This is a genomic window from Deinococcus sp. QL22 (assembly GCF_023370075.1).
In the GTDB taxonomy this organism is placed as follows: Bacteria; Deinococcota; Deinococci; order Deinococcales; family Deinococcaceae; genus Deinococcus.
The window spans coordinates 1,774,957-1,795,633 of sequence record NZ_CP097149.1 but is presented as its reverse complement, the minus strand read 5'-3'; the positions used below and the strand labels follow the sequence as shown (position 1 = coordinate 1,795,633).

Genomic DNA, 20,677 nt, shown 5'->3' with positions numbered 1-20,677 from the left:
CCTTCCACGCACTATCTTCTCCCCATGCCCCACGAATCCAGAACCGCTGGCACACATCTGGCGGTTGCGGCGGGGGCAGGGGCGTTGGTCTGGCTCCTCCTGACGCTATTCATTCCGCGCGGCTTGCCTTGGGAAGGCCGCGCTCTCTTCGGCTGGGTCTCGTTCTGCGCCGTGCATCTGCTCCGACTCTGGGGCGTGATGCTGCACTGCGGTGGGCAGCGCACCAAAGCCATTGCCACCCGCGAAGACGATACCCGCGCTGTGTCGGCCTTCCTGACCACGATTACGGCGTTGGTGAGCTTGGTCGGCGTGGGCTACGCGCTGCACGAGGCGGGGCCAAAAGAAGGGCTGGACAAAGTCGGCATCACCGCGCTGGCCGTGCTGACGGTGGTGCTGTCCTGGGTGCTGGTGCATACGCAGTACACGCTGCACTATGCCCACCGCTACTACGACGGTGGAGCGGGCGGCGTGATCTTTTTGGACAATAAGGAGGGCGAGAGCGGCACACTCTCCGACCCCGACTACCGAGATTTCGCCTACCTGTCATTTACCATCGGCATGACATTTCAGGTCAGCGACACCAATTTGACCTCCAGGGCCATGCGCCGCCTGCTGCTGGAGCACGCCCTTTTGTCGTACGTGTTCGTGACCGTGATCATCGCCGTCACGATCAATGCCGTCGCGGGGCTGGTCGGCTGAACTGCATCAAAAGTTGCAACGCTAGCCGTAACAGCATCTAGACTAGGGTGAGGGCAAAGCGTTGACAGAGAACGCCGAGCCACACACTGTTTAGCCCCCAATTCGGTAGCCGCAGGACGCCTTGATCCAACCAAAAGACCGTTCTTAAAGAGGCGCAGTGAGTTGGTGTAAGGTGTACACTGTGAAGCGTTACACAGGCGGGAGTCTGCCTGAACGTTACCTCGTGAATCAATTCACAGGAATCTTGGGGGTTGCCCCAGCGGTTCCCCCACAGGAGCAAGGATATGAAGACCCTAATTCTCGGCGCTGGTTACGCAGGCCTCGCAGTTGCCACCAAAATGAAACCCCTTCCCGACCTGGAAACGCTGCTGGTTGAGCAAAACGCTTTTCATACCTTTGAAACGCGCCTGCACGAAGCCGCCGCGCACAACACCCGCGTGACCATGCCCCTCGCGCCACTGCTGAAAGGCACAGGCGTGCATCTGGAGCAGGCGCAGGTGGAAGGCGTGAATCTGGACGAGAAGGAAGTGACCCTGAAAGACGGGCGCGTGCTGACCTATGACACCCTGGTCGTGGGCCTCGGCAGCGTGACCAACTTTTACCGCATTCCGGGCCTCGCCGAAAACGCCAGCGAACTGAAGCAGCTCAGCGACGCCGACGAGATTTTTAACTACGTGAACCGCGTGTTCGCCAACGATTATCACGGCAACCGCGACATCGTGGTGGGCGGCGCGGGCCTGACAGGCGTAGAACTCGTGACCGAACTCGCGCAGCGGGCCGAACTGCTGAGCAAGGAGCGCGGCCTGCCCCCCTTCAAGATTCACTTGGTCGAAGCTGGCCCCAAGATCCTGCCCATTCTGGACGAAGCCCTGCGCCTGAAAGCCCAAAAGACGTTGGAAGAGTACGGCATCAACATTCTGGTCGGCCACCGCCTGATGCAGGCCACCGCCGACAGCGTGACCGTGCAGACCGCCGACGGCGAGCAGAAAGTTGTTCCCGCTGGCAAGATCATCTGGACAGGCGGCATTCAGGCCCGAGACATCCTGAAGGGCCAGAAACTGGAAAAAGGCCCCGGCGGGCGCGTTGCCGTAGACGCCGAACTGCGGGCCAAAGGCTACCCCGAAGTGTTCATCATCGGTGATATGAGCCTCGCGCTGAACCAGGAAGGCAAGCCGGTGCCCACCACCGCGCAGCACGCCGGGCAACAAGGCCGACTGACGGGCAAAAACCTGATGCGCCTTGCCAAAGGTGAGCAGCCCGAAGCCTATGAGCCCACCACTCTGGGCGAATTCGTGAGCCTCGGCGGACTGATGGCTGTAGGCTGGATGAAGCTCCCCTGGAACCAGAAACTGGCGATTACGGGCGGCCTCGCCCATGTGATGAAACGGGCCAGCGAGTGGCGTTGGCGCGCCAGCATCGACTGAATTTAAGGAACTGTGAAAAGGGGTCAAGCGGGCGTTCTGCCTTGCTTGGCTCTTTTTTTGGCTAGCGGCGTTGTGGGCCAACCTCCCATTGCTCCGCAATGCCCCCTAGAGGTGGGATACAAGCTGTTCGCTCCCCTTGACTGGCACAGCCCGAAGGGAGGGAGCAGGCTGTGTGGTTTAGACACGACTCGAATCGTAGTTGAGGGCTCAATCTGGCCCTCCCCCCCCAGCACCTCAAGCTGACCCCTGCCTTTTCAAGTCGTCAGCCCTTAGAATGCGTTTACTCATGGTACGTGGTGATCTGGCTATTTTTCCCCTGTTATCGGTTATGCAGATGCTGCTGTCGAGCGGGCGGGCAGGCCGCTTTAGCGTCGAGCACCCACGCGGCGGGGCGCTGTGGCTCGATCCCGGCGAAGTCATTCATGCCCAGTCGGGCAGCCTGAGCGGAGAGGCGGCCCTGCAAATGCTGGCGAGTCTGGACGGCGGCCAGTTTCAATTCGAGCCGAACCTGATCCCGCCTTCGCGCACGCTGGCTCTGCGCCGCGACGCCACCCTGCGGCGCATGCTGGACGACAACGAAGCGTGGATCGTGCTGCTGCGTTCCTTTCCAGACTGGGAAAAGCCTGTGCGATTTACGGCGCGCTGGAACGATACCCAACCCGTAACCCGCAACCAATACCGCGCCCTGAGCCTGATTCCTGACGGTGTGGCGCTCCGAACCCTGTTAGACCGCAGCGGTTTACCCCCCCGCCAGGTGCTGGATACGCTCAAGCCCTTTTTGACGGCGGGCCTGATCGAAGTGGGTTGACTGGCAACTCCACCAGTGGTGGGTAAGAAAAGCGTGGTGACCGCAGACTGGACGCATTCATAGCGGCCGGAGTCTTGAGAACACGGCTGGAAATAGACTGCTGGGCCAAGCCTCAATCCAAAGATGAGCTTGTTATGTAACCGCTCTTGCCCACGCGTTCACAAGCTCAGGCATGATGTAGGGAGTGGAGGATACGCATGAGCGCGATCACGTCTAGACCCGGCACGCACAGTTCAGAGCCGAAGACCCAACAGGAAATGACGGAGCGCGGGGCAACGGCAGCCGCTGGAGCGCATCCGAGCTGGCAATACCAAGACCGATTTGAACTATGGGTGGACTGGATGCAGCGCGGTTCGGGCGGCCACTGGCAACCCCACGAACCCGTACTGCAACGGGCTTTCCGCACCCGCGAAGAAACCCTGTTGCAGGCCGAACGCTTTATTCAGCGGGGCGATTTCCCGATGGGGCAGCGCAGCACAGGCGGCACCACTGCCCCCGTAACCCTGATGAAAAACCGCCGCGCCGCCCTGCTTCAGGCCTTCCGCGAGGCCGAGGGCGACGGCGTAACCCTGATCCGCGAAGTGGTATTTCCGATAGGCGAATACGCGCTGGCGGTGAAAGTAACGCGCGAACGCCTGCCCGACGAAATCCGCACCTCTTTTGAGCAAGACGCCAACCCGCTACGGAGTTTGGTGGGCCAACAGGTGAAAATGACGGTCATGATCCAGCACCCGTATGACGTGCTGAGCCGCGCCGAGGGCGTGCTGGACATCGGTGACCGCAGCGCCCGCGTGGGCAGCGAGGTCCTGACCTTTCCGGTGGCCGCTGCGGTGACGGGCGTGCCCTACCGCACCGTCACCGTGGCCGTGCCGCGTGGATTCATGAAAAAGCCGCTGCTGTACCGCTTCGAGATTGCCGATTTGCCCAGTCCCAGTTTGCCCGGTGCGCCCGCCGAAAAATAAAGGGTGGCCTATCTCTGTACGCCGTATACTGGGGGAGCAGTGACCGGGAAGAGTATCTGGACGTTCTGATCGTAATGGTCTTATTTGAATGTTCGGCCCCCACAGGAAGCCCCGCCGAGACTGAGAGCCGGGGTGGGTCAGCCACCAGAGAACGTCGCCCGCGAGCAAGACGGTAGAACGGCCAGTCCCCGCCCTCATCCGGCACGGCAGGCCCAGTAGACCCGTCCGGGTGCGCCCGCTACAGCGCAGCAAGAGCGCCCTGCATTTGGCAGGGAAGTGCGGTGGTACCACGGGATACACAGCCTCGTCATACAGGGCCTCACGTCTCGTCCGCGTCCGGAAGCAATTCCGGCGGACGAGGCGTTTTTGTCGGTCTCTGAAGGCCAGAAGGCTGGGGGTGAAGTGGTGGTCACATTCTACAATTCCGAATCGGAGGCGCGCGCCGACGCCCAAGCTCTGGGCCTGCGCGAGAAAGTCCTGTGCCTTGTGCATGGCGGTCAAAAGCTGTTGGTTTTCGATCATGCAGACGCGCCAGACGCGGGTGTACAGGTGCCTGCGGGCGGCCTGGAAATGGGCGAAACCCCAGCCGAGGCCGCCGTACGGGAACTCTGGGAAGAATCAGGCCTGACGCTCAGCAACCCACATTTTCTGGCCGCCTACCGCTGGGAAGCTCAATTCCCGGAACGCTTTACACGCCAAGTTTGCTACGCCTTCGCTTTTGCCGCACCGGACGGCGTTGCCCCAACCTGGATTCAGCACGCAGACGGCCACCGTTTCGCCTTCCGCTGGGCTGATCTGAACCGCCCCGAACTGGACTGGGAGATGGACGCCGCCTTAGCCCACCTGCATTCCTTCCTTGCTCAATCAGCCGAACCGCACGATTCACACCCTTTGAACAGGAGCCTTGCCCATGACTGACCCCACGCCTGCTGACACTGCCGCTGAAGCCCCCGAAAACACGTCTGCCCTTGCCAAGCAGTTTGACCCCGCCGCCATTGAACCCGCCTGGGCCGGACGCTGGCGCAGCGAACCCTTCCGGGCCGATGCCAACAGCGGCAAGCCCCCCTTCACCATCGTGATTCCGCCGCCCAACGTGACCGGAAACCTGCACCTGGGGCACGCGCTGGACAACACCCTGATTGATACGCTGATCCGCTTCAAGCGCATGCAGGGCTTCGAGGCGCTGTATCTGCCGGGGATGGATCACGCGGGGATTGCGACGCAGGGCGTGGTGGAAAAGCAGTTGCGCGAGGCTGGTCAGTCGCGCTTTGACTTGGGGCGCGAGGAATTTCTGAAGCGGGTGTGGGACTGGAAAGGGCAGTCGGGCGGCGTGATTTTGAGCCAGTTGACCCGATTGGGCGTCAGCGTGGACTGGACGCGCGAGCGCTTTACGATGGATGAGGGCCTGAGCCGCGCCGTGCGTGCCCAATTTGTGCGGCTGTATCACGAGGGGCTGGCCTACCGGGGCGAGCGGATCGTGAACTGGGATCCGGCGGCGCAGACCACCCTCAGCGAGCTGGAAGTAGACCGCGAGGAACGCAAGGGCAAGATGACCACGCTGGCCTACAAGCTGGAAGACCCGGCTCAGCCAGCCAGCAACGGTGAACCCGGCGAGATCAGGATCGCCACCGTGCGCCCGGAGACGATTTTTGCCGATCAGGCCATCGCCGTGCATCCCGAAGACGAACGGTTTAAACATCTGGTGGGCCAGCAGGCGCGGATTCCTCTCACGGGCCGCCTGATTCCCATCATTGCCGATGAAGCCGTGGAAATGGGCTTTGGCGTGGGCGCACTGAAGATCACGCCTGCCCACGACGCCACCGATTTCGAGGTGGGCGAGCGCCATGGTCTCCCCCGCCCCAGCGTGATCGACCTGCACGGCAACCTGACCTCCGACCTCGTGCCGGAAGCCTTCCGGGGCATGGAGCGTTTTGCTGCAAGAAAGGCCGTCACCGCCGCACTTATAGAAAGTGGCGACTTGATAGAAGAACGCGACCACATCACCGCCATCGGCCTGAGCGAGCGCACCAAGGTTCCGGTGGAGCCGATCATCAGCACGCAGTGGTACGTGAGCGTGAAACCGATGGCGGCCAAGGTGCTGGAAGGGCTGGATAGGGGCGAAATTACGCTGACGCCGGAGCGCTACGCCAAGGTGAACCGCGACTGGCTGGAGAATATCCGCGACTGGAACATCAGCCGCCAACTGTGGTGGGGCCACCAGATCCCCGCGTGGTACGACGAGGAAGGCAAGGTGTACGTGCCCGACGCGGGGAACCCGGAACTGGACTGCGACCAGGATCCCCGCTACGCCCACCTGACGTTGCGCCGTGACCCTGACGTGTTCGACACCTGGTTTTCGTCGAACCTGTGGCCCTTTTCCACGCTGGGCTGGCCCGACACCGACAGCGAAGATTTCCGCAAGTTCTACCCGACGCAGGTGCTCGTCACGGGCTACGACATCCTGTTTTTCTGGGTGACGCGCATGGAAATGGCCGGATACCACCTGACCGGAGAGGCTCCCTTCAGCACGGTGATGCTGCACGGCCTGTATCTGGACAGCAAGGGTCAGAAGATGTCCAAGAGCAAGGGCAACGGCATCGACCCGGTGGATTTGTTCGACCAGTACGGCGTGGACGCCTGCCGCTTTGCCTTCGCCAGCCTCAGCACGGGCGGGCAGGATATCAAGCACGATCCGCGCCGTTTCGAGCAGGGGCGCAATTTTGCCAACAAGCTCTGGAACGCTTCCCGCTTTGCCCTGATGCGGATCGGGGAGGCCGCGCCCGCGCTGACCGGCACCGATGACCTGACCCGCTATGTGCGGAGCGCGACCCCAGAACATCAACAGGACGGCGACCTGCATGGCTCCGACCCTCTGCGCTCCGGCGACGCCCTGACCAAGCTGAAGGCCCGCGCCGACCTCACGCTGGCCGACCGCTGGATCATCAGCCGCCTGAACGCGGTGACGGCGGAAGCTGCCGCGCATCTGGACGCCTTCGACATCGGCGCGGCCATTCGCACGCTGTACTCCTTTACCTGGGATGAATTCTGCGACTGGTACATCGAGGCGGCCAAACCCACGCTCAGCAGCGGCAACCTCGGCACGCTGGCAACGCTGAAGGCCGTGCTGGAGCATATTCTGAAACTGCTGCATCCCTTCATGCCCTTCGTGACCTCCGAGGTCTACGCGGCACTGGGCCACCGCCGCCAACTGGCGCTGCACTCTTGGCCCAAGGAAAACCCCGTGCTGCACGACCCCGAAGCCACCCGCGCCTTCGCTGCCCTGCGCGGAGCTGTGAGCGCCGCCCGCAGCCTGAAAGCCGAACTTGGGCTGGCCCCGCAAGACCGCCTCGGCATGACGGTGGAGGGCGAGCAGGCCGCGCTGGTCACTCAAAACGCGAGGGTGGTGGAAACCATTGCCCGCGTGGCCCTCGTCCCCTCGCTGGAAGGCCGCACCCTGAGCGCCGTGGAGCAAGGCGTGCTGGTTCGCGCCCCGCTGGAAGGCACCGTGGACGTGCAGGACTGGCTGGGCAAGCAGCGCAAACGCCTGACGGAACTGGACAAGCAGATCAAGCAGGCGCAGGCCAAGCTGGACAACGCCGGATTCGTGGCCCGCGCCCCCGCCGAGGTGATCGAGGAAGAACAACGCCGCGTGCAGGACTTCGGCGTGCAGAAAGAACGGTTGGAAGGCGTGCTGGCGCAGTTCGCTTAAACCTGAGTTAAAAAAGCACCCGCCCCTTGTTACGGAGTGGCGGGTGTTTTTTTGTAGGGAAGCAGCACCGGTTGTTGTGAATTGGGGCCATGCCAATCAAAGCGGGCCACAAACGCGCCGCATTTATCATCCTGCTCAGCATAGGCAAAGCGGGCATCGTAAGTGGTGCGCCCGATCAGGCCCACCGAGATATTCAGGCTGCCGCAACCGGGCCGGGGCGGAATAGAGAACGCGACGCGGCTGGCCTTGCCAGTGCTGAGATCAATGCGCGTCCCCTGCACGACGGTAAAGGGCATATCTGCTGGGTCGCTCCAGTAGTTGGTAATCAGTTGGCCCGCGCCAATGGCTACAGGAGTTCCATTTGCCGTGAAGAGAGGATGGCCGCTGCGTTTGTCAAAACCCGCCGTAAAACAGTAGAGACGTGAACCATCGGTGCAGGAGGTCACGTAAGCCACACGCCCCAGCACGCCGCGCAATGGGGCCGTGTGCAAGATTCCCTCATGCGCGGGAAAGGTTTCGGCCCGCATCGCTCTGCTCCACAGGACGCGGCCCGCTTGCCGCACGGTAACGCTCCTGCCAGTGTAGGAAAGCTTCAGCGGCGCGGCAGACGCGCCAGTCTGTGCCGTCATGCACAGGCCGCAGCACAAAAATACAGTCAAGCATTGACGCCGAGTCATGCTGAACTGTAGTTCTGTTGGGCAGTGTCGCGCATCCTGCTAAAGGTGGACGAGGCCCAACTTACGCCAGCAACCGCTCCACCATTCCCGGCAGCAGGCGGTAGATATTGACCCCGCAGACTCCATCGAAGTGGGTTTTGAGGCCCAATTGCGCTCGCCATTTCTCCGGGGTGCGGTCGTTGACGGTGTAGCGCAACGCCACATCCAAAATCCGCTCCTGCATGGTGCAAAAGCCGTCGGCCAGCGCCAACATGTCGCACAGTTGCAGCAAACGGTCTTCTTCCGACAGGGTGAGGGGAGCCAGCAGTTGCCCCAGCCGCACGAATTCGTCCGGTGTGCCGTCCCACGCGCCTTGCAGGGTGTCCAGATCGGGAATAGCGAAGGAATGGGTCAGGGCAATTCGGGCCGCGTCTTCGTAGCCCAGCGCCATTAGGAAATCGTAGCCGTCCAGAATATGACGGTCTTTATTCGGCCCGGTGCGGCGGCCCAGGTCGTGCAGCAGACCCAGCGTGTGCATCCGCTGGGGGTCTAGGGTGGGGTGCCGCTCGGCAATGTACTGGGCGGCCAACGCCACATTGCGCGAGTGCGGTACCCACGCGCCGGGATTCAGGGCCTCGGCGTCTAGCAGCAATTGCTCGGCCACGGCAGCACTCGGAACGGTCAACCTCGGCTCCATGCTGCCGCCTGCGCCAGAGCGTCTGCCGCGCTATCCACTTCGGCGTCGGTGGTGGCCCGGCCAAAAGAAAAGCGCAGGCTGGCGCGGGCGTCGGACTCACTCAGGCCAATGGCGCTCAGCACATGGCTGGGCTGCATGGTTCCGGCGGCGCAGGCACTCCCGGCACTCGCGGCGATGCCCAGCATGTCCAGATTCATCAGCAGGGCCTCGCCGTCGGCCCCCGGTAGCGTCACCGACACGACTTTGGGGCTGCCTTCCGGTGGATGGTTGACCCGCAGATTCGGAATGGCCGAAATGCGCCCCATGAACCGCGCTTGCAGGGCCGACAGGTGGGTAAACGTGGCTTCCCGCTCTGCTTCAGCCTGGGTAAGAGCCACTCCCGCCGCGTACACACCCGCCGTGTCTTGCGTGCCGGGGCGCAGGCCGCCTTCTTGCCCGCCGCCCAGCGTGATGGCAGGCAGCACCGTGCCGCGCCGCACGTACAGGAAGCCCACGCCACGCGGCCCGCCCCATTTGTGGGCGCTGATGGTGGCAAACGTGACGCCCCACGCGGCCACATCCAGCTTCAGCACGCCGGGAGCCTGCACCGCGTCGGTATGGTACAGCACGCCCTTCGCAGCGGCCACCGCCGCCAGCGCAGGCGTGTCCTGCACGGTGCCAATCTCGTTGTTGGCGTGGTGAATACTGACCAATGCTGTCTCAGGGCGTAGGGCTTCGGTCAGTTGGTCAGGGCTATAGCGGCCATGCGCGTCGGGGGCCAACCAGGTCACGGCCCAGCCCTGCGCGGCCAGGGCGCGGGCGGGGGCCAGCACCGCCGAATGCTCGGTGGGCGTGGTGATCAGGTGGCCGGGCCTGCCGTGTTTTTCCTGCCACGCCCGCGCCATACCCAGCAGCACATGGTTGTCGCCTTCGGTGCCGCCGCCGTTGGCGATCAGGTTGCGGGGATCGGTGTTCAGGACGGCGGCCACCCGCGCCCGGCCTTCTTCCAGCCGCTCACGGGCCGCCTGCCCTGCGCCGTGTACGCTGGCCGGGTTGCCGGGCAACGCCGCCCCCTGCACGTAGGCCGCCAACGCTTCTGGGGTCATGGGGTGGGTGGCCGCGTAATCGAGATAAATCATAGGGACTTCAGTCTGCGCCACCTGTTACGGGGCAACGGTGGCAAATTCCTGCCCGTCGCGTCGGATGACGAAGACCGTATCGCCGCGCACCGCCAGGTCGGATTTGCTGGCGGTGGCTCCGGCCAGTTGCCCGCTGTCGGTGGCTGACAACACCTCACGCTCACCGTCCTGATCGCGCACCACGATGCTGTAGCTCCCGGCAGGCAGATCGGCGGGGAAGGTGTACTGGAAGTTGATGCTGCGGGAAGCCGGAGCATTGGCATCCGGCACAGGTGAATCGGCAGGAGCTTCCTCGGCGGGCGGGGTGGCCGGGATGGTCTCGGGCGTCACGGGTTCGGCGTCGGGCGTGACCGGCTCTGGCGTCGCTTCTGGCACAGGCTCCGGCACGGGTTCCGGCGTAGGCTCCGGCTGCACAGGCTCCTCTACAGGGGGTTCGGGCTGCACGGGCACGGGCGGCACATATGGCGGCGGCAGGGGCAAACTGCCCGCTGGCAAACTGGGGGCGGTGTAGCGGGCGGTGGCAATGGTCAGTATGACCGGGCTGCCCACCGACACACGCACATACGGCGCGGGCGTTTGCGCCAGCACGGTATTTTCGGTACGGTCGCTGGCCTGCGGCTTGGTATCGGTGACCACCAATCCGGCGGCGCGGGCGTGTTCGCGGGCCTGTGCATAGGTCATGCCCGTCAGGTCGGCAATAAAAGTGGCCTTGCCCTGTACCCCCGTAGACACCATGATCTGCACCGATTGGCCACGCTGCATGGTGGAACCGGGTTCAGGGAGTTGCGCGATGATCCGGCCTTCGGGCGTGTTGGTCAGGCTGCCGTCTATCTTGACCACCTTGCCCAGCGTCAGCGACAGGTCGCGCAGGGCGGCGCGGGCCTGATCGGGCGTCAGTTCTTCCAGCCTCGGCACAGTTAGCGGCGGCGGGTTGTTGACGGTCAGCACGACCTGACGGCCTACGGGTAGGTTGGTTCCGGCGGCAGGATCCTGGCGGATGACTGCGCCCACCGGCAGGCCCGCACTCTCGCCGTCGGTGTATTCCACCAGAAATCCGGCTTTCGCCAGCGCCTCTGCCGCTGTTTGGGCATTCTGGCCCGTGACCGCCGCGACCTCACGCACCGGGGGATTGAGGTACACCTGCGCCGCCTGCGCCCCCAGATAGCCCGCACCGCCCAAAAACAGCAGGCCCGGAATAAACGTGAGCCACGCCCCCGGCTGCCGCTTGCGCTTGATTTTGCCGCCCAACAGGGGAGCCAGTGCCGCTTGATTGAGCAGGGCCACTTCTTCGGGGATGCGGCCAGCGGGCGCGGGGCGCAGGTAGGCCACACGCGGCTCCAGGCCGTCCAGCACCACATCGGCGTCACTGAGGGCAAAGCCGTTTTCGGCCAAGCTCGCAGTCAGTTCGCGCAGGGCTTCTACCGTTTCTTCCTGCTTTTTGGGCTGGGCCAATAGATCGGCCAGCGGCAGTCCGGTCACCGGTTGCCACACCGCGTAGTAGGCTCCGGGCCGCGCCACCACATCGGTCAGGCCCGCAGGCTGAACGGCTCTGAGCGCCGTGCGGTACGCGTGGAAGCCCTGCCGATCTGCGGGCGTACTCACGTCGAACCACGCCACACGCCGGGTTACACCCTCGCCTGCCCGCACCTCGCTGACCGTGACGTTCCCTTCCCGCGAAACCTCGCGCACGACTTCATATTTGCCATCAATGACTGCCGGAGGCGGCAGCGCCCCGATGTCTGTTTGTGAACGTGGTTCCGGGCCAGTCATGCGGGGAATAGCATAGCGCAGGGAACAGTGAGTGGGTGGTGGTCTGTGTCAGACAGGCCAAATGGGGGACAGAGAACTCAAACGCTGGTGGGCTGCCTGTTGGTCAGCAGGGTTCTACAAACCCAAGACCCGAACCGCCCAATACGCCGCGAATCCGCCCAAGATTCCGGGGGCCAGACTGCCCGTGCGCCACATGAGCAGGCCGCCCACCACGCAGGCCACCAGGCGGCGGGGCCATTCGGGACTGCCCAGCACTTCGGGTAGCACCAGGGCGGCGAACACGCTGACGGGTACGAATTGCAGAAACGACAGCCAGAAGGGGGGCAGATGCAGGCGGCCCAGGCTCAGGCCCAGCCAGCGCACCGGGTAGGTCACGGCCCACATCAGGAAAATGACGAGCAGCACGCTCATGCTTGGATGGCCTTCTTCTGGTTGCGGGTAGACAGGAAGGCCCCCAGCATCGCCCCGCCGATTCCGGCCAGCAGGATGACCAAGCCGCCGGGCAGAATGCGAGACAGGCCCCACGCGCCCAAGCCCGATGCCAACGCCACCAGCACGGTCAAACGGTCTTTGAGCAGGGGCACCAGCAGACCCAGAAAGGCCAGTGGGAACACGACAGCCACACCCAGCGCCGCCGGATCGGGCAGCACCGCGCCTGCCAACGCGCCCACCAACGTAGACAGATTCCAGATGAAATACAGGCTCAGTTCCGCGCCCAGCAGGAAGGCGAAGGTGAGGCCGCCGGGTTCCTGCGGGCCGCGCACCACCGCCACGCCGTAGGCTTCGTCAGTTAGGAATTGGGCGGCCAGCACACGCTGGGGCCGGGTCAGCGGCAGCGTGCGCGAGAGGCTGAGGCCGTACAGCACATGCCGCGCATTGAGCAGGGCGGTGGTGGCAATGATGCCCAGAGCGCTCGCTCCGTTGGCGAACAGCCCAGCGGCGGCAAATTGCGACGCACCCGCGAACACGGTGACGCTCATCAGTTGTGTGTCCAGCACGCTGAGGCCCGCCGCCCGCGCCGTGACCGCGTAGGCCACGGCAAAGGGAACCATGCCCAACCACAGCGGCATCAGCGCACGAAAGCCGCGCCAGAACGGGGGCCAGAAGGCGGGTGAGGGAGGAGTGGGCAGGGTCATGATCGTCAAGATAGGAGAAGCGAACCGGGGGCGTCTTGAACGATCTTGCGGTAGGCCACCGCGACGTACAGCCAGAATCAGGGCCGCGCCGCGAACGTGCGGCGGTAGAGTCCCGGCGGCACGCCGACAACCCGCTTGAAGACCCGGTTCAGGTGCGCCTGATCTGCAAAGCCCGCCAACAACGCGGCGGAGGCGGGCGTTTCTCCAGCGTCCAGCAGGTCGCGGGCCAACCCGACTCGCGCCGTCATCTGGTAGGTATGCGGCGCGACACCCACCACAGACCGGAAAGTGCGGGCCAGATGCGCCGGGCTGAGGCCCACCCCCAGGGCCAATTCGGTCAGGCTGACGGCCTGTTCCGGGTGAGCATCCAGACGGGCCTGCACAGACCGCACAGCGTCAGGCGCGTGCGTGGGGCTTGGGTTTGACCGCGTGTCTGCGTAGCGGGCCAGCAGCAGAGTCAGGGCTTCTTGCAACACTATTTCCCGCACCAACGGAGAGGCGTGCGGGTGGGTCAGTGTCAACTGCGCCCGCCTCACCGCAGAGGCCAGCGCCGAATCAGTCAGGACGCTGCCCGTAAAACCGCCTGAAACCAATCCGCCCACAGCTTCTATCCAGTGTGGCTGGAGGTACATGACGCGGTAATCCCAGCCTCCGGGCCGTCCTGCTTCGCCCGTATGCACCTCGCCGGGCGGAATGACCACCACGCTGCCCACCGGAGCCAGCACCCGCGCTCCCCGGTAGCGAAAACTTTCCGCGCCGCGCTCTATGACGCCCAACACCAACGAATCGTGTGCGTGGGGCAGAAATCGGTGGGTGACATAGCGGGCCGTGAGCATGTTGACCCCCGGCAATTCGGCATCGCGCCAGAATGACGCCCGCTCGGAAAGGGGAGGAGACGGGGCGCTCATGGCCGCAGTGTAGCTGCCTGCTCGCTTGCGCTCTCCCCCACTTGACCCTCACGCGGGGTCAGCCCCTACGCTGTGGTCAGAAGGAGGTGAACGAGCATCAGCACGCAACAGATTACAGAAACGGATTCAAGCTGGACGGTGGGCGAACTGTCCAAACTGGCCCGCGTCAGCATTCGCACGCTGCACCATTACGACGAACTGGGGCTGCTGAAACCATCGGCCCGCACGGAAGGCAACTACCGCCTGTATTCGGCGGGCGACATAGAACGCCTGCACCGCATTCTGATGTTCCGGGAACTGGGATTGCCGCTACACGACATTCGCGCCGTGCTGGACGACCCCGAAGCCGACGAGCTGGAAACCCTGAAGCTTCAGCGCAAGCTGTTGCAGGAGCAGGCCAAGCGCAATCAGGCCATGCTGGACGCCCTAGAAACCCTACTGGCCGCCGCCGAAGGAGCAAAAACCATGACCGAGATGAGCAAAGAAGACCTAAGCAAGCTGTTCGACGGCTTCGATCCCGCCGAGTACGAGCAGGAAGCCAAAGACCGCTGGGGCGAAACCGACGCCTACAAGCAAAGTACCGAGCGCGTGAAGCGGTACACCCAGCAGGACTGGGACACCATCAAGGCAGAAATGAATGCCATCACCGCTGCCTACATCGGCCTGATGGACGCCGGAACGCCGCCCGACTCGCCTGAAGCCAGCGCTGTTGTGGCCCAGCACCACGCGCACCAGTGCCGCTGGTACTACGACTCCCCTCCCAGCATGTTTGCCAATGTCAGCGAAATGTGGGTGAACGACCCTAGATTCACCAAAAATATTGACAAGGCGCGGACGGGGTTGGCGGCTTATCAGGCGGCGGCGGTGCAGGGGTGGGCTAAAGGGCAGTAAGTGGTGAGTGGGAAGAGCGGGGCTGCAACAACATTCAAGTTGCAGCCCCGCTCTTTTGCCTTCTCCACTTCCCGCCCCTAAATCACCCGGCGCGACGCCACCACTTCCCCCCGACTCACGCGGCGTTCCAGCAGGCGGATCAGGCGGGTCAGAATGAAGGTCAGCAGGAAGTACACCACGGCCAGCACGGCGTACACCTCGAACTGGCGGTAGGTGACGCCTGTGATGTATTTGCCCTGCGCGAACAGTTCTTGCAGGGTCACGGCACTCGCCAAACTGCTGCCCAAAATCAGGCTGATGAATTCGTTGCCGAGGGCAGGCAGGGCCACCCGCCACGCCTGCGGCAGCACCACGAAGCGCAGCGACAGCCCCCGCGACAGCCCCAGACTGCGGGCGGCTTCCAGTTGCCCCAGCGGCACACTGTTCAGGCCGCCGCGCACGATTTCGGATGTGTAGGCCGCCGAATACAGGCCCAGCGCAATCACCGCTGCCGGGAAGCCATCCAGCGTAAGCCCCAGCGCAGGCAGGCCGTAATACACCACCGACAGCAGCACGATCAGCGGAATGCCGCGCACGACCTCTACATAGATATTGCCCAGCACGCCCAGCACTGGTACCCGGAATACGCGCACCACGCCCAGCAGCGTGCCCACCACCACCGACACGCCCAGCGCACACAGGCTGACGGCCAGCGTGACCCCCAGTCCCGACAGCAGCAGGCGTGGATACTCTCCGGCAAAAATGGTGCGGAAGCCTTCTAGCAAAGCGGCCATCAGATCAGGATACGGGGCGGCGGGCCGTCAGAGCGAACACCCATATGACCTACGGTGCCACCCCAACATGTACTCCAAATCAGCTTCGGCTCACCGCGCCCTGACACCGATTGGCTAGAATAAGGGCGTCGGACTGCTGCACGCGGGTCACGCGCCAACAAGCGCCCAGCCCCGTGACGGTTCCTGCACGAAATACGTGCGGCGAGACTAGGCGGTCTGCTCTCCCCTCCAGCCCAAGCCCCTGTTTACGGGTGCGGCCTACAAGGAAGCGTGAAAGTACGTGTTGGTAACAATTTCTAGGCAGAACAAACGGGTTGTCTTGTGGACTCAAGCACTGTTCCCCGCTGCACTAATTGACTGGCTCTACGTCCGTTCCTGGACTTAGCGGGCTTTTAGCTCTGCCGTCAAGTTTGCCGGAATCGTGTTCGGCGGGCATACACAAAAATTATCTAATTGTTTTAGAAGTCGCCTAGAATCCCAGCAACCGAGGATTCAGGCAAAGGATTGGTGTAGTTATGCGGTCTTGGATCGCGCTCTTTACGGCCATCACATTTGAAGTGACGGGCACATTGTCGTTGAAACTGTTTTCTATGCATACGCCGGGGCTGGAACTCATCATTACCTACGCGCTCCTCGCCGCGTCGTATGTGCTGCTCTCCAAAGCCTTCCGGCAGATTCCGGTGGCGGTGGCGTTTGCCGTGTGGGAAGCGGTGGGCCTCGTTCTCATCAGCGGGCTAGGCGTAGTGCTGCTGGGCGAACACCTGACGCCGACGCATCTGCTGGCGCTGGTGGGCCTGCTGCTGGGCGCAACCCTGCTGCACCGGGGCACGGTTGGTCATGAGGCCCAGCCGGCCAACATTTCCCGCCTGACTGCCCTCTCTCGGGAAGCTGCATGACCCCGTTTGCCCTGCTGCTGATCGTGGGCGCGGTGGCGCTGGACGTGCTGGCAAACCTGCTGCTCAAGCGTTCGGATGGATTCCGGCACAAGGGGCTGGGCGTGGCGGCGGTGGCGCTGGTGCTGCTGGCCTTTACGCTGCTGGGCGTGGCCGTGCGCGAGGTGCCTGTGGCCGTGGCCTACGCTGCGTGGGGCGGGCTGGGTATCGTGACCACCGCGCTGCTGAGTCGCCGCCTGGACGGCACACGCCTGACGCCGACAGCCTGGGTTGGCTTGGCGATCATTCTGGGCAGTGTGGCGCTGCTGCATTCGCACGGGTGATCTGAACACCCTGCCATCAACCCCGCGTCACATTGCCCCGCTAGACTCGGCTCATGCTGCGTTTTGCCCTGCCTCTGTCTGTGTTGCTCGCCGCTTCTGCCCATGCCGCGCCCGTTCGGGTGGAGTTCTGGCACGCGATGGACGGCGTGCAGGCCAAAGTCAGCGACTATGCCCGCGAATTTAACCGTTCTCAGACGGAATATGAGGTGGTGCCGACATCGCTGGGTAACTACCGCGAGTTGCTGCCGCGCCTGCAAACGGCGCTGAAAACGGGCAAGGCTCCGGCGTTGGTGCAACTGGAATACACCCAGTTTTCGCGCATGGCCGCCGATGGGCAACTGGCCGACCTGACCAGACCCCTAGACGCCCTGCCCGACGCACTGACCCGCGACTTTGCCCCAGCCGTCTGGAAGGCGGGCGAGGCAGGTGGGCGGCGCTTGGGCCTACCGTGGAACGTGAGCGTGCCTGTGCTGATGTATAACGCGGGCGCACTGAACCGCGCCAAGATCACGGCCCCCGATACGTGGACGCAACTGGAAAGCGCGAGCCGCAAACTGGCAGGCGGCAGCAAGCGTCCCCTGGTCATCGCCGCCGACGCCTGGACGTTTGAAGGCAATGTGCTGGCACGGGGCGGCACCCTCAGCAGCGGCACCCAGCCCACGCTCAACAGCCCCGACGCTGTGGAAGCCCTGACCCAACTGGCCCGCATGAGCAGCACTGGACTGGCCCAACCTCGCACGCTGAACGAGGCCACCCGCGCCGCGTTTGATTTTGCACGCGGCCAGAATACCTTCGTGCTGGCGAGCGTCGCCAACTGGGTGGACGCCAAGAAACTGCCCTTTTTTAGCCTCGGCATCGCGCCCTTTCCGTGTGAAAAGGTGGGCAACTGCACAGTACCACTGGGCGGCGCAAACCTGGCAGTTCCGCGTGGTACGCCCGCAGGTGAGCAGGCCGGAGCCGTGGCCTTCTGGGCTTATCTGATGGAAGCGCCGAGGCTCGCCGATTGGGTCAAAACCACCGCCTACGCCCCGCCCCGCCGCGCCGTGACTCCGCTGCTATCCGACTGGTACGCCAAAAACCCCCAACTCCGGGCCGCCCATGACCAGTTGGCCCGCGCCGTACCCCGCCTGAATACGCCCGATGCAGGCCAGTGGGCCACGTACTTGGAAGACGCGATTCTGAAGGCCACGACGGGCAAATTGACGGCAAAAGCAGCACTGGACGAGGCTCAGGCGAAAGCGCAGAAGTAGCCGAGGAAAGACAGGCACTCCAAACGCGTAGGCGGTGGGTTTAGAGTGGAAGTGAACAGAAGTACTCTGAGGCCATGACCAAACGAGACAAACCCGTCCGGCCACCGCGCCCAACTCAGCCAGCACCAATCCCAGCCCCAGATCACAGCGGAACCAAAGGCGGTTAACAAACCGCACTGCGTGGAACCGCCTCCCGCAACCGTTTCACCGGCAGAACAGCAAGGACTTGATCTCCGTGGATTGCCCCTCCCGCTCTCCCGTCACGTTCCCCTCGCTTCCCGCAGCAACTCGCTCACCCGGCTCAGGCAGCGGCTGTACTTTTTGGCATACGCGCCGTGCCGGTACTCGTCGCTGAACAGGGCGTTCAGGGGCACCCCGGTCAGGGCGGCGGGCAGGCCCAGGTCATACAGTTTGTCTATAAAATGCACGAAGCGCAGCGCCACGTTCTGATCGGACATGGGGGCCAGATCGTGCAGGCCCACCGCGCCCACGCCCGCCAGCATTGGGGTGAAGCGGCTGGGATGCACCTCCAACAGGTGGCGGTTCAGGTCACGGTGAGACACCAACGCGAAAGTTGCCGGGTCTTGCTTGGCCTGCCACACAGCCCACTCTTCGGGCGACAGCGGGCCTTCGGACACCGTGCCGCGTTGACGGTAATCGGGGCCATCTACCCGGTGGGTCTCGAAGCGGGTGGCAATCCCCTGAATCTGGCGCTGAAAATCTGAGGCATTGAAGCGGCCCTGTCCGAGTGCGCCGGGTTCGGTGTTGCTGGTGGCGACGACGCTGGTCCCGGCGGGCATCAGTTGGCCCAAAAAGGTGTTTGCCATGTGGGTATTGCCGGGATCGTCCAGCTCAAATTCGTCGATGAGGAGCAGTTGGTGGCCCCGGAAGGCTTCCACCGCCCGCACCATGCCGAGCGACCCGATGATGTACATCAAATCCTGAAAGCTCATCAGGGCGCGGACGCCGTGTGCCGCGTGGTAGGTGCTGGCGAGCAGGTGCGTTTTGCCCACGCCGAAGCCGCCGTCCAGATACAGCCCCCGGCCCTCGGAGCGCGTTTTACGGAACAGCCGGAAGCCGCCGGGCCGCACCTGGGCCCCCTGAAGAAACGCCTGCAAACTGGCCCGCGCCTCTGCCTGACTGGGAAAACCGGGATTGGGCCGGTAGTTTTCAAAGCGCACGCCCTGAAACCGCGCACTGGGCGTCAGGCCCGCCGTCAGTTCCTCCGGCGAGAGGCTGGGGTTGCGGGCCAGCAGATCAATCACGGCAGAGGCTCAGCCTGTCGGGGCGGTTTCTGCGGTTGGCACTCCACCTGGTGTCGCCCTCACCTATGAACATCCAACTCCACCTTGTAATTGCCCCGGCGCGTTTCGTTCACCACGCGCTTGAAATCTATGCGGCCCAGGCCCTCGGCGCTCAGGCTGTCTCCTTCGCGGATATCGCTGCTGGAGCGGGCGGGCTGACCGTTCAGGCGCACCTTGCCGCCCTCTATACCCTGCTGAAAATAGGCGCGGCTGACACCAAAGCCTTTGGCTCCCACCACATCCACGCGCATAGAAGGAACCACCACTTCGCGCACGCGGCTGCTTTTGCCTGCGCTTTCGCCCACGTCTTCTACGTCCAGGCCGCGCCCGCCCAGTTCCGTCAGGGCGGCCAGGGCTTGTGCGGCCTTGCCAGTAGCGGCGATCAGGAACGCGCCCCGGTCTTCGCGCACATCTCCGATCTGATCTTCGTTCAGTTCCAGCTTGCGCAGTTGCACGGTCAGGTCTTGCAAGTCCCACACGGGCGCGGCTTCTTCGGGCATCACGCGCAGCACGGTGATGCCGCTGTCTACGTCTGGAATATGGGCCGGATAGATGGTCAGGATCACGCGCCGGGCATCGGGAAAGCCGCCCGCGATCTTGTGGCGTACCTCGTCGTCTTGCAGCAGGCGACGGTCTATCTCGTCGCCGTCCAAGAATGGCGTGCGAACCACGCGCCCGCCCCGCGCCTGCGCGACCAATGTGCCGAGTTTCTGCTTCATGGGGGCAAGATAGCGCCCCGCTGCGCCTGCCGCTCCCAAACAGTTCATAGGCATGCTGGCTCATCTGGTGGCCCCCCGCCGCTACACTGCTTCTATGCAGCCCACCCACCGTTCACCCACAGACCTGCAAGTCTCTGACCCGCTGGGCGTGCCCGGTGCGCCGCAGGAAACGTGGGGTGCGGTACAGGCCCACCTTGCAGACTCGGCGCGGGCCGGTGGCCGCCTGATTCTGGTCACAGACCGTCAGGGCGACCGCCTGAACGCGGCATATGCGGCGCTGATCGTTCAGGATGGGAGAGCTGTCATTGCCGCCCCCGCGTTTGGGCCGCGCTATGGCCGCCCCGGTGCAGAAGCCTTGGCCGAATTGGTGCAGTGGGCACACGAGCGCAACTGGCCCGTGCGCGAAACGGTGCTGAATTCGTCCGACTTTGTGCGCGTGCTGGCCGAACCCGACGCCGAAGAGGTGGGCCGCCTGATCGCCGCGAGCAATCCCAGTGACCCCGGCATCTACACCACCTTGCCCAAGCTCAAGCCCGTGGATGAAGAGGACTGGGAAGACGCTTAAACCAGAGAGCTGTCAGAGCAGGGAGGAATCCCTGCCAGTTCAGCACAGCCTTACTGACAAGTTAGTCAACCC

At 63.8% G+C, this 20,677-nt stretch carries 21 protein-coding genes; 11 read left to right on the top strand and 10 right to left on the bottom strand.

Annotated features, from left to right (window positions below; all coding sequences use genetic code 11):
- The first annotated feature begins 24 nt into the window (after positions 1 to 24).
- The 6 genes from M1R55_RS08965 (at position 25) to M1R55_RS08940 (ending at position 7,602) form a co-directional block, all read left to right on the top strand.
- The gene (locus M1R55_RS08965) at positions 25 to 699 is read left to right on the top strand and encodes a DUF1345 domain-containing protein (protein ID WP_249391466.1); all 675 of its coding nucleotides are present in this window, start codon (positions 25 to 27) and stop codon (positions 697 to 699) included.
- Positions 700 to 983: 284 nt separating this feature from the next.
- Positions 984 to 2,123: an NAD(P)/FAD-dependent oxidoreductase gene (locus M1R55_RS08960; protein ID WP_249391465.1), complete on the top strand. Its 1,140-nt coding sequence runs from the start codon at positions 984 to 986 to the stop codon at positions 2,121 to 2,123.
- A 286-nt stretch (positions 2,124 to 2,409) separates the two neighbouring features.
- Entirely contained in the window at positions 2,410 to 2,931 is a 522-nt protein-coding gene (locus tag M1R55_RS08955; protein ID WP_249391464.1) for a DUF4388 domain-containing protein, read from the top strand.
- Between the two features lie 197 nt (positions 2,932 to 3,128).
- On the top strand, positions 3,129 to 3,893 hold the full coding sequence (locus M1R55_RS08950) for a hypothetical protein (RefSeq protein WP_249391463.1): 765 nt from the start codon (positions 3,129 to 3,131) through the stop codon (positions 3,891 to 3,893).
- Positions 3,894 to 4,298: 405 nt separating this feature from the next.
- Positions 4,299 to 4,811: an NUDIX domain-containing protein gene (locus M1R55_RS08945; RefSeq protein ID WP_249391462.1), complete on the top strand. Its 513-nt coding sequence runs from the start codon at positions 4,299 to 4,301 to the stop codon at positions 4,809 to 4,811.
- Positions 4,804 to 7,602 carry a valine--tRNA ligase gene (locus M1R55_RS08940; RefSeq protein ID WP_249391461.1) on the top strand — a complete coding sequence of 933 codons (2,799 nt, stop codon included), beginning with the start codon at positions 4,804 to 4,806 and terminating at the stop codon, positions 7,600 to 7,602. Before M1R55_RS08945 ends, M1R55_RS08940 begins: the two co-directional genes overlap by 8 nt.
- A 29-nt stretch (positions 7,603 to 7,631) precedes the next feature.
- Here M1R55_RS08940 and M1R55_RS08935 read toward each other — a convergent pair whose 3' ends face one another.
- From M1R55_RS08935 to M1R55_RS08905, 7 genes are all read right to left on the bottom strand, one after another.
- Positions 7,632 to 8,231, bottom strand: a complete 600-nt coding sequence (locus M1R55_RS08935; protein WP_249391460.1) for a hypothetical protein — start codon at positions 8,229 to 8,231, stop codon at positions 7,632 to 7,634.
- 109 nt (positions 8,232 to 8,340) lie between these two features.
- On the bottom strand, positions 8,341 to 8,943 hold the full coding sequence (locus M1R55_RS08930) for an HD domain-containing protein (protein WP_249391459.1): 603 nt from the start codon (positions 8,941 to 8,943) through the stop codon (positions 8,341 to 8,343).
- Positions 8,940 to 10,073 (bottom strand): cysteine desulfurase family protein, encoded by a 1,134-nt coding sequence (locus tag M1R55_RS08925; RefSeq protein WP_249391458.1) that lies wholly within the window; start codon positions 10,071 to 10,073, stop codon positions 8,940 to 8,942. The genes M1R55_RS08930 and M1R55_RS08925 overlap by 4 nt, the downstream gene beginning before the upstream one ends.
- A gap of 24 nt (positions 10,074 to 10,097) precedes the next feature.
- A complete protein-coding gene (locus M1R55_RS08920) occupies positions 10,098 to 11,843 on the bottom strand; it encodes a PASTA domain-containing protein (protein ID WP_249391457.1) in 1,746 nt (581 codons plus the stop codon).
- A gap of 114 nt (positions 11,844 to 11,957) precedes the next feature.
- On the bottom strand, positions 11,958 to 12,254 hold the full coding sequence (locus M1R55_RS08915) for an AzlD domain-containing protein (RefSeq protein ID WP_249391456.1): 297 nt from the start codon (positions 12,252 to 12,254) through the stop codon (positions 11,958 to 11,960).
- Positions 12,251 to 12,913, bottom strand: coding sequence for an AzlC family ABC transporter permease (locus M1R55_RS08910; protein WP_249394178.1), 663 nt, complete (start codon positions 12,911 to 12,913; stop codon positions 12,251 to 12,253). Before M1R55_RS08910 ends, M1R55_RS08915 begins: the two co-directional genes overlap by 4 nt.
- Positions 12,914 to 13,056: 143 nt before the next feature.
- On the bottom strand, positions 13,057 to 13,887 hold the full coding sequence (locus M1R55_RS08905) for an AraC family transcriptional regulator (RefSeq protein WP_249391455.1): 831 nt from the start codon (positions 13,885 to 13,887) through the stop codon (positions 13,057 to 13,059).
- A 138-nt stretch (positions 13,888 to 14,025) separates the two neighbouring features.
- Here M1R55_RS08905 and M1R55_RS08900 point away from each other — a divergent pair, with 138 nt between their 5' ends.
- A complete protein-coding gene (locus M1R55_RS08900; protein ID WP_249391454.1) occupies positions 14,026 to 14,778 on the top strand; it encodes a MerR family transcriptional regulator in 753 nt (250 codons plus the stop codon).
- A gap of 77 nt (positions 14,779 to 14,855) precedes the next feature.
- Here M1R55_RS08900 and M1R55_RS08895 read toward each other — a convergent pair whose 3' ends face one another.
- The gene (locus M1R55_RS08895) at positions 14,856 to 15,551 is read right to left on the bottom strand and encodes an amino acid ABC transporter permease (protein ID WP_249391453.1); all 696 of its coding nucleotides are present in this window, start codon (positions 15,549 to 15,551) and stop codon (positions 14,856 to 14,858) included.
- A 515-nt stretch (positions 15,552 to 16,066) separates the two neighbouring features.
- Here M1R55_RS08895 and M1R55_RS08890 point away from each other — a divergent pair.
- Genes M1R55_RS08890 through M1R55_RS08880 form a run of 3 tightly spaced genes read left to right on the top strand, consistent with a single transcriptional unit; the run spans position 16,067 to position 18,017 of the window.
- Entirely contained in the window at positions 16,067 to 16,447 is a 381-nt protein-coding gene (locus tag M1R55_RS08890) for a multidrug efflux SMR transporter (protein ID WP_249391452.1), read from the top strand.
- Positions 16,444 to 16,767 (top strand): multidrug efflux SMR transporter, encoded by a 324-nt coding sequence (locus tag M1R55_RS08885; protein WP_249391451.1) that lies wholly within the window; start codon positions 16,444 to 16,446, stop codon positions 16,765 to 16,767. The genes M1R55_RS08890 and M1R55_RS08885 overlap by 4 nt, the downstream gene beginning before the upstream one ends.
- A 53-nt stretch (positions 16,768 to 16,820) precedes the next feature.
- On the top strand, positions 16,821 to 18,017 hold the full coding sequence (locus tag M1R55_RS08880; protein ID WP_249391450.1) for an ABC transporter substrate-binding protein: 1,197 nt from the start codon (positions 16,821 to 16,823) through the stop codon (positions 18,015 to 18,017).
- Positions 18,018 to 18,277: 260 nt separating this feature from the next.
- On the opposite strand, the gene zapE is transcribed toward M1R55_RS08880, so the two are convergent.
- Together zapE and M1R55_RS08870 are read right to left on the bottom strand one after the other, a co-directional pair.
- Complete coding sequence (gene zapE, locus M1R55_RS08875; RefSeq protein ID WP_249391449.1) at positions 18,278 to 19,282, bottom strand: cell division protein ZapE; 1,005 nt, start codon at positions 19,280 to 19,282, stop codon at positions 18,278 to 18,280.
- Between the two features lie 59 nt (positions 19,283 to 19,341).
- Positions 19,342 to 20,040 (bottom strand): S4 domain-containing protein, encoded by a 699-nt coding sequence (locus tag M1R55_RS08870; protein WP_249391448.1) that lies wholly within the window; start codon positions 20,038 to 20,040, stop codon positions 19,342 to 19,344.
- A gap of 94 nt (positions 20,041 to 20,134) precedes the next feature.
- On the opposite strand from M1R55_RS08870, the gene M1R55_RS08865 reads away from it, so the two are divergent.
- Positions 20,135 to 20,605: a DUF3197 domain-containing protein gene (locus M1R55_RS08865; protein WP_249391447.1), complete on the top strand. Its 471-nt coding sequence runs from the start codon at positions 20,135 to 20,137 to the stop codon at positions 20,603 to 20,605.
- Positions 20,606 to 20,677 lie beyond the last annotated feature (72 nt).